General features: G+C 53.2%; 7 protein-coding genes. 4 read left to right on the top strand and 3 right to left on the bottom strand.

The features are described 5' to 3' along the window. Positions 1–65 precede the first annotated feature (65 nt). Positions 66–1,562 carry an arylsulfatase gene (locus DXD04_RS14845; RefSeq protein WP_259299570.1) on the bottom strand — a complete coding sequence of 499 codons (1,497 nt, stop codon included), beginning with the start codon at positions 1,560–1,562 and terminating at the stop codon, positions 66–68. Positions 1,563–1,695: 133 nt separating this feature from the next. Between DXD04_RS14845 and DXD04_RS14840 the strand changes: the two genes are divergently transcribed. The 3 genes from DXD04_RS14840 (at position 1,696) to DXD04_RS14830 (ending at position 4,269) form a co-directional block, all read left to right on the top strand. Further along, complete coding sequence (locus DXD04_RS14840) at positions 1,696–2,298, top strand: IMPACT family protein (protein WP_117673968.1); 603 nt, start codon at positions 1,696–1,698, stop codon at positions 2,296–2,298. Positions 2,299–2,414: 116 nt separating this feature from the next. Continuing rightward, on the top strand, positions 2,415–3,452 hold the full coding sequence (locus DXD04_RS14835) for a L,D-transpeptidase (RefSeq protein ID WP_117673967.1): 1,038 nt from the start codon (positions 2,415–2,417) through the stop codon (positions 3,450–3,452). An 88-nt stretch (positions 3,453–3,540) separates the two neighbouring features. Further along, a complete protein-coding gene (locus DXD04_RS14830; RefSeq protein ID WP_259299568.1) occupies positions 3,541–4,269 on the top strand; it encodes a murein L,D-transpeptidase catalytic domain family protein in 729 nt (242 codons plus the stop codon). Here DXD04_RS14830 and lolA1 read toward each other — a convergent pair. Both lolA1 and DXD04_RS14820 read right to left on the bottom strand, forming a co-directional pair. After that, entirely contained in the window at positions 4,253–4,861 is a 609-nt protein-coding gene (gene lolA1 / locus DXD04_RS14825) for an outer membrane lipoprotein periplasmic chaperone LolA1 (protein WP_117673972.1), read from the bottom strand. The genes DXD04_RS14830 and lolA1 overlap by 17 nt on opposite strands. Positions 4,862–4,901: 40 nt before the next feature. Continuing rightward, on the bottom strand, positions 4,902–7,481 hold the full coding sequence (locus DXD04_RS14820) for an FtsK/SpoIIIE family DNA translocase (protein ID WP_117673966.1): 2,580 nt from the start codon (positions 7,479–7,481) through the stop codon (positions 4,902–4,904). A gap of 89 nt (positions 7,482–7,570) precedes the next feature. Between DXD04_RS14820 and DXD04_RS14815 the strand changes: the two genes are divergently transcribed. Next, positions 7,571–8,194, top strand: a complete 624-nt coding sequence (locus DXD04_RS14815) for a DUF5063 domain-containing protein (RefSeq protein WP_117673965.1) — start codon at positions 7,571–7,573, stop codon at positions 8,192–8,194. The last annotated feature ends 8 nt before the right edge of the window (positions 8,195–8,202 follow it).

Raw genomic sequence — 8,202 nt, 5'->3', positions numbered from 1 at the left:
TTACGCATGTTACTAAATAAATTGTGTCAACTTATTTAGTACACTACAGTTTTTCCGGTGAAATCTTATTTCGGCAAGGTCACGGGGAAGAGGTCATTCGGGCGGTGTTCGCGCAGAATTACCTGCTTCATCTGGTTCACGAGGTCCGGATGCTGGGCAGCCACGTCGTGGTCTTCGTGGATGTCTTCTGCCAGATTGTAGAGGTGAGGAACCCCCTTCTTTACCACCATCTTCCAGTCGCCCATGCGGAGACCAATCTGGTCGGTTTCGTGGAACTCCCAGTAGAGGAAGTCGTGTGCCTTCTGTGCCTCGTCATTTCCCAACAGGGTAGGAGCGAAAGAGATGCCGTCGAAGCAGTCACCTTCCAGTTTCTTGTTCAGGTACTTCTTGGGGAAGCGCTTGTCGCCCACCAGTTCGCAGAAGGTCGGCATGATGTCGTAGAAAGCCAGCTGATGGTCGTTCACCTCACCGGCTTTCACCTTTCCCGGCCAGCGCACGATGAACGGGATGCGGATACCTCCTTCGTAGCACTGGCGCTTCAGGCCGCGCAACTTACCGTCGCGTCCGAAGAAAGTCGGGTCGGCACCGCCTTCTTCGTGAGGACCGTTGTCACTGCTGAAGATGACGATGGTATTCTCGTCGAGTCCTTTTTCTTTCAGCTTGGCCAGGATTTCGCCCACGTAGGCATCCAGTCGGCTGATCATGCCGGCAAACTGGGCATGTGTATGCACGCTCTCGTTGTAGCGGGAACCTGCATCTCCGCCCCAGGTCTTGTCATGAAAGAACTGTTTCTTGTATTTCTTCAGGATAGAGTCGTTGGGCTGTACCAGTTCGGCATGCGGCAGGGTGTACGTCAGGAAGCCGTAGAAAGGCTGTTTGCCGTCCTGCTTGTCGAGCCATTCCAGTGCCTTTTGGTGAATCAGGTCGGCCGAATACTGCGTACGCTTGAAATAGTCTTCGCCGCTCATCGGGTAGCGGATATTATCTTCTAATATCACACGACTGACGGCCGTATCGCCTGCGGCACGACTGTAGGAGTTCAGGAAGTTCGGGTAGTAGAGGTGCGCCTGAAACTGGCACATGTAGCCGAAGTATTCGTCCACGCCCCGTTTGTCGGGAGTAGAGGTCGAACCCTCGTAGCCGCCGGCCCATTTACCGAACATGCCGGTGGTATAGCCGTTCTTCTTCATGATTTCCGGCAGGATGATATGTTGCGGGTCATACGGCTCCTGTCCGGTCACGGCATACTCCTTGTTCTGTCCGTACCACACCTCGCCCAGCCAGTACTCCTTGTTGCCTCTCACGTGTCCGTGTCCGCTGTGCTGTCCGGTCATGATGGTGGCGCGCGACGGGGCACTGACGGGGCTTCCGGCGTATGCCTGCGTAAATCGCATGCCCTCCTGTGCCATCTGGTCGATGCAGGGTGTCTGGATGAAAGGCTGACCGTAGCATCCCAGGTCGCCGTATCCCATGTCATCGCAGAGAATGAACAAGATGTTGGGTTTTTCAGAATCGGGCGTTGCAGCTTGTGCATGAGGTGCAGCCACGGCAACCAGTCCCATACAGTAGGTTAGTTTTTGTAATTTTTTCATGCCATTAGTTTCTTAAGGGATTAATGCAGGAGCAAAGATACGCTTTCCGGTTTTAAAAATGCGAGAAAAATCATTAAATTTGCCACCTGAAAGAAGAAAAACGATGCAAGAAGATACCTATAAGACCATTCAGGAAAACGCGGAAGCCATCTATACCGAGAAGCGCAGCAAGTTCATTGCCATTGCGCTGCCGGTGCGTACGCTCTCCGAAGTGAAGTCCCTTCTGGAGGAGTACCAGAAGAAATATTACGATGCCCGCCACGTGTGTTATGCCTATATGCTGGGCGCGGAACGGAAGGATTTCCGGGCCAACGACAACGGAGAGCCTTCGGGCACGGCCGGAAAGCCCATCCTCGGGCAGATTAACTCGCGCGAGCTGACCGATGTGCTGGTCATCGTGGTGCGTTATTTCGGCGGTATTAAACTGGGGACGAGCGGTCTGATTGTGGCCTACCGCATGGCGGCTTCGCTGGCACTGGATGAAGCCCCGGTCATCGAGAAGACGGTGGACGAAGACGTGGCTGTGGCGTTCGAATATCCCTTCATGAACGACATCATGCGCATCGTCAAGGAAGAGTCGCCCGAGATACTGGAACAGTCGTACGACATGGACTGCCTGATGCGTCTGCGCATCCGCAAGTCGATGATGGGAAAGCTGCGTGCGCGACTGGAAAAAGTGGAGACCGCCCGCATTCTGGACGAGTAATTGGAGAAAGAGCCGGAAGTCGTACTTTCTTTACATAAAGTCGCTGATTTTTTGCATTTTCCTGCGGTTTTTTAGTAAAAATTATTATCTTTGTTCCAACCTTATAACCCTTCATTATGAAACGACTGACAGGCTTAATATGCTTCTTGTGTCTCCTTTGCGGTTGCCGGGAGGAAGCAGGCCGTGGGGTGGAACAACCGATGTCGCAACCCATCGTGTCGGAGACGGCATCTCCCGACAGCATGGAGGTGGAAGAGATTCTGCCGTTTGAGCGTAAACCGCTGACCGCTGCCGACATCATCTTGGCGAAGGAACTTCTTTTTGACAAATACACCTTGAAGGATGAGTATCCGTATCAGGACACCGTCCGTTCATTCAAATGGGATGCCATACGCAAATGCCTGGCTTTTATCGAGAATCTTCAGTACGATGCCAACCGCTGGGCGATATTCCAGAATTACAAGAATGTGAACCGTGAAGCTCCGCTGGTGCGGAAATACACGCAGAATGTGTACCGGCGCATTGCCGATACGCTGGGAGTGGAACGCTATCAGTCGGTACCGCTGTATTTTCCTTCGGATACGCTGGTGCCCGAACGCTATGGACGCGACGGGGCGCTGGTGTCTTTCCTGGGCGAGACGGGCAGTTTCTATCGCGTGTCACCGGTCTCCATCGAGGGAGAATGGTGGGTGCCGCGCCGCTACGTCAAACTCTTGTCCGACAGTACACAGTTTAACCACGTGGTCGTGGTGGACCGGGGCGACCAGAACATTGCCACCCTGGAACGTCTGGAAGAAGGTACCTGGGCCATCCGCAGCATGAATCCGGCCACTACGGGCATGCACCGTCCGCCGTACGCACAGGAAACCCCGCTCGGCATGTTTGTGGTGCAGCAGAAAAAGTCGCGTATGGTGTTCCTGAAAGACGGTTCTGCGGCCACCGGAGGCTATGCACCGTATGCCAGCCGCTTCACCAACGGAGCCTACATTCACGGGGTGCCGGTCAACGTGCCTCGCACGGCGATGATTGAATACAGCTGGTCGTTGGGCACCACGCCCCGTTCGCACATGTGTGTGCGCAATGCCACCTCGCATGCCAAGTTTGTGTACGACTGGGCACCGACGGAACGGTCACTGGTGATTGTAATCGAGTGATTTCTATAAAATTAACTCTCTTTACGGAAGAAGAAAGACAGAAAATCCGTAACTTTGCGGCCGAATATTTTTCAGGTCGTAAAAAGTCATGCAAAATCATATCATCAAATTTTTTCTTTCTGCCATGTTCCTGTCTTTCCCCTGTGCGTATTTCACGGTGGAAGGAGAGTCTGTTCCTACTGAATCCCCTGTAGCAGCGGTCAAGGCGGCCGATGAGGTCGTGTCGCTCTACCATTCCATGCAGCTGGAGGGGGTGGTCAACTGGCGGGCCTTCAAACAGGCTGTGACGGGGTACAACCGCATCAAGAACCGCAAGCGCGATGTACTGACCCTGATCGACTTTTCCAAGCCTTCCACGGAAAAGCGTCTGTACGTGTTCGACATGAAGCACCGTCGGATGCTGTATTCCTCGGTAGTGTCACACGGAAAGAACAGCGGTGGAAACTATGCCACTTCTTTTTCCAACGAATACGGCTCCTACAAAAGCTCACTGGGCTTTTACCTGACGGCTTCCACCTATCAGGGACGAAACGGGTATTCGCTCATTCTTGACGGACTGGAGAAAGGGATTAACGACCGGGCCCGCGAACGTGCCATTGTGGTGCACGGGGCCACATACGCAGACCCATCCGTGGCCAGTCGTGGCGGACGGTTGGGACGGAGCTTCGGATGTCCGGCACTTCCTACTTCCGTGTCGCGCCCCATTATAGATGCAATAAAAGGGGGCAGCGTCATGTATATCTATGCCGAAACCCCCTCTTACTTAGCTCAAAGTTCTATTCTCGATACATCGGATGATGTCATCTTAAATCAATGATTTCCGCTCCCGGATACTTGCTTTTGTCGAAACGGAACACCGCGTCGGGCAGATTCACTCCCGTGCGGTACGACGAAATCTGAAACTCTTGTTTCTCTCCGTTCTGCAGCTGGATGGCAATGTACACGGGCGAACTGTTTTCCTTCACGTTCAGTGTGATGCTTTTAATGTCCTGCGAGGTCTTCGGGGTCAGGATGATTTCATGTCCCCGCTTTCCCTGACGGGTCTTTTCGCCCACGTAGCGGTAGTTGAAGCCCTTCTTGTAGGCTGTCAGCAGCGCATACGGGTTGACGCTCTGTATCTCCTCCGGGGTGGGGGATGATACGTTCACCTCTTCATTCTGTTCCACGTAGCTCCACTGTGTCTTTCCGTCAAACCAGGTCTTGATGCCTCCGCTCTCCAGGCAGAACTTGTTGCCTTTCAGCAACAGCTTTCCGTGTTGTGTACCTCCAAAAGTCAGACTGATGCCGCCGGCTTTCCGGTAGTTGTCCGCCATCTTGCTTAATATGCTTTCAGCTTTTGCGTCCTGTTGAGCCACAGCCTGACACAAGGCGACTCCCATCAGCAGGACGAGAAGAAAAATTTTTTTCATACCTGTCACAATCATTTTTAGGGGTTAGAGGACAGCCCGTTTAATCCTTCAGGCTGCTCATTCTCATTTGTAAATCGTTTTCATCCAGACAAAGCACATCGCGCGCCTTGCTACCGTTGGCCGGACCTACGATGCCCGCCTTTTCCAGCTGGTCCATGATGCGTCCCGCACGGTTGTAGCCGATGGAGAATTTACGCTGAATCAGCGAAGTAGAACCCTGCTGGTGGTAGATGACCAGACGGGCCGCTTCTTCAAAGAGCGGGTCCAGACGGTTCATGTCCACGTCGGCAGCACTGCTGGGTTCTGCATTCTCATCCACGTATTCCGGCAGCATGAAGGCTGTAGGATAGCCCTGTTGCTTGCCGATGAATTCTGCGATGCGTTCCACTTCCGGCGTATCGACAAACGCACACTGCACGCGCACGGGGTCGTTTCCTTGCAGGTACAGCATGTCACCCTTACCGATGAGCTGCTGTGCACCCGGACGGTCCAAAATGGTACGTGAGTCCATCATGGAAGCCACACGGAAAGCCACACGCGCCGGGAAGTTGGCCTTGATGGTACCCGTAATGATGTTCGTGGTCGGACGCTGGGTAGCGATGATGGCATGGATACCCACCGCACGGGCCAGCTGGGCGATACGGCAGATAGGCAGTTCTACCTCCTTGCCGGCTGTCATAATCAGGTCGCCGAACTCATCAATGATGATGACGATGTAAGGCAGGAAGCGGTGACCGTTCTCCGGGTTCAGCTGGCGGTTGATAAACTTCGCGTTATATTCCTTGATGTTACGGCATCCCGCGTTCTGCAGGAGCTTGTAACGGTTGTCCATTTCCACACACAGCGAGTTCAGTGTCTGTACCACCTTCGTCACGTCGGTGATGATGGCATCCTCTCCGTCGGGCAACTTGGCCAGGAAGTGACGCTCAATCGGCGCATAGATGGCAAATTCCACCTTCTTTGGGTCGATGATGACGAACTTCAGTTCACTGGGGTGCTTCTTGTAGAGCAGGGAAGTCACGATGGCATTCAGTCCCACAGACTTACCTTGACCTGTCGCACCGGCCACCAGCATGTGGGGCGCCTTGGCCAGATCCACCATGAACACCTCGTTGGTAATGGTTTTTCCGAGTGCCACCGGCAGGTCGAAGGTTGTTTCCTGGAACTTCTTGCTGGTCAGGATAGAACTCATGGGTACGATGTGCGGGTTCGCGTTTGGCACTTCGATACCGATGGTACCCTTGCCCGGAATCGGTGCGATGATACGGATACCCAGTGCCGAAAGACTCAGGGCGATGTCGTCCTCCAGGTTACGGATTTTCGAGATACGTACCCCTTCCGCCGGCGTAATCTCATATAAGGTAATGGTCGGACCCACACTGGCCTTGATGGAACTGATTTCAATGCCGAAGCTGCGCAGCACCTTGATGATGCGGTTCTTGTTGGCATTCTGTTCTTCCATGTCGATGTCCGGATCGTCGTTCTGATACGTATTCAGCAAGTCGAGGGTAGGGAAGCGGTAAAACTCCAGGTCCAGGCGCGGGTTGTACGGCTGCGACACGTCTCCCCGGTAAGCCTGATCCTCTTCCTTGGTATCGTTGCTGACCTCAAATGCCGGCTCCTCTTCTTCCTTGTCGAAGTCTTCCTCCAGGGCCGGCTTCACCTCAAAAGGGTGCTTCTTCTCATCCTCTTCCTCGGTATCAATGGGCAGGTCGATGACGCGCTCCGGTGCCGGTTCCTCTTTCACAATCACCTTCTCCGGTTCCTCCTTGACAGGTTCAGCCGCTTTCTCCGGTTCTTCCTGCGGAGTCTCTTCCTCCTCTTTTTTCTGTTTCGGTTTCCGGTGCGTCCAGCTCTTCCAGAAACTTTCTTTCTTTTCCTTCTTCTCCGATTCATCCTCCGCGGCGGTTACTTCCGGTTCGTCCACTACCGGCTTTCGGTAGGTCGGTTCCGGCTGGGGAGTTACCTCCTCTGCCATAGCCGCGTTATTGCCCTTTTGCGGATGCAGCGCCTTTCTCACCACGCCCATGGTCTGTCGGGTCAGTGCCACGCCGAACAATATGGCCGTAGCTAATAGCACTAAAATCAATCCCGGTGCACCGATTTGCGAGCGAATCCACAGGCTCACGTTGTAGCCGTGCAGTCCCCCCGGATAAATATAAGAATTCTCTAACAGTCCTCCGAATGCAAATCCTAAGGTTACAGAGAGCCACACCATCACCGTGGCACAGCCTAAGAACCAGTAACGGATGCGGAACTCGTACGCCTTCATCAGCTTCATGCCGGCCACCACTAAGAAGATAATGATACAGTAAGCCGAAAACCCGAAGCAGTCGTTAATCAGGAATTGCGCCAGCTGTGCTCCCCGTGCTCCGGCATAGTTCTGTATGCGGTTGCCCGTTTCCAGCAGCTCCGACGGGTTGGGATGCGACAGAATGCTCTGGTCGTTTCCTCCCGTAAAGAAGAACGAGCTGAAAGCCAGCAGCAAGTACACGCCGAAGATGACGCAGAGCAGTCCGATGACGAACGCGGTAGTCTCACTTTTCAGGATAGTCCATGTTTTTCCGGCCATGGCAGCCGCTTTTTCACTTTTGCTTGTATCTGTTTTTTTGGTTTGCATGATGATTCGAATTAACTAAACATACATGCAAATGTACGAATAAAACTAAAACTGAGAAATTTTTTTTGTACCTTTGCACGTCAATAAGCATGAATATGGAAGAAAAAAACTCTCAAGTAATATTCGATAAAAACGCAGTCGAGTTCGTGACAGTGGCTGCCGAGTTCTGTGGATTTATGGAACGTGTTTCCGATATGCGCTGTCGGGATTTCGTCGACAAGTCCCTGAAACTCCTTCCCCTTTTATACCTGAAGGCTTCGTTGCTTCCTGCTTGCGAGCGGATGGAAGATGCCGACCCGGAAACCTTCGTGACCGAGACCGATTACGAAGTGCTTCGCGGCTCCATCGCCTCTCTCTTGGGCGAATACGATGACTACCTCGAAGTGTTCCTTGATGACATGGCCTATAGTGATACCCCCATTCATCAGAACATCTCCGAAAGCCTGGCCGACATTTACCAGCCCATCAAGGATTTCATCTGCGTGTTCCAGTTGGGCCTGGAGCACACCATGAACGACTCCTTAGCCATCTGCCGTGAACTCTTTGCCGAGTTCTGGGGACAGCGCCTGGTCAATGTGATGCGTGCCCTTCACGACGTGAAGTACCGCCAGTTTTCGCACAGCAGTCAGGAAGAGGAAGATTCCGCACTCTACGAAGATAACTGCACCGAAGAAGAACTCTACGAAGGCCTTGACATGGGCGATGACGAATAACCCTAAAC

The organism is Phocaeicola plebeius (assembly GCF_003437535.1).
In the GTDB taxonomy this organism is placed as follows: Bacteria; Bacteroidota; Bacteroidia; order Bacteroidales; family Bacteroidaceae; genus Phocaeicola; species Phocaeicola plebeius_A.
The sequence above is the reverse complement of the archived record's forward strand: the minus strand, read 5'-3'. Positions and strand labels throughout refer to the sequence as shown.

Bases quoted from the DNA above. Each gene is read 5' to 3' on its own strand.
- DXD04_RS14845 (WP_259299570.1), bottom strand. From the start codon at position 1,562: ATGGGACTGGTTGCCGTGGCTGCACCTCATGCACAAGCTGCAACGCCC.
- DXD04_RS14840 (WP_117673968.1), top strand. From the start codon at position 1,696: ATGCAAGAAGATACCTATAAGACCATTCAGGAAAACGCGGAAGCCATC.
- DXD04_RS14835 (WP_117673967.1), top strand. From the start codon at position 2,415: ATGAAACGACTGACAGGCTTAATATGCTTCTTGTGTCTCCTTTGCGGT.
- DXD04_RS14830 (WP_259299568.1), top strand. From the start codon at position 3,541: ATGCAAAATCATATCATCAAATTTTTTCTTTCTGCCATGTTCCTGTCT.
- lolA1 (WP_117673972.1), bottom strand. From the start codon at position 4,861: ATGAAAAAAATTTTTCTTCTCGTCCTGCTGATGGGAGTCGCCTTGTGT.
- DXD04_RS14820 (WP_117673966.1), bottom strand. From the start codon at position 7,481: ATGCAAACCAAAAAAACAGATACAAGCAAAAGTGAAAAAGCGGCTGCC.
- DXD04_RS14815 (WP_117673965.1), top strand. From the start codon at position 7,571: ATGAATATGGAAGAAAAAAACTCTCAAGTAATATTCGATAAAAACGCA.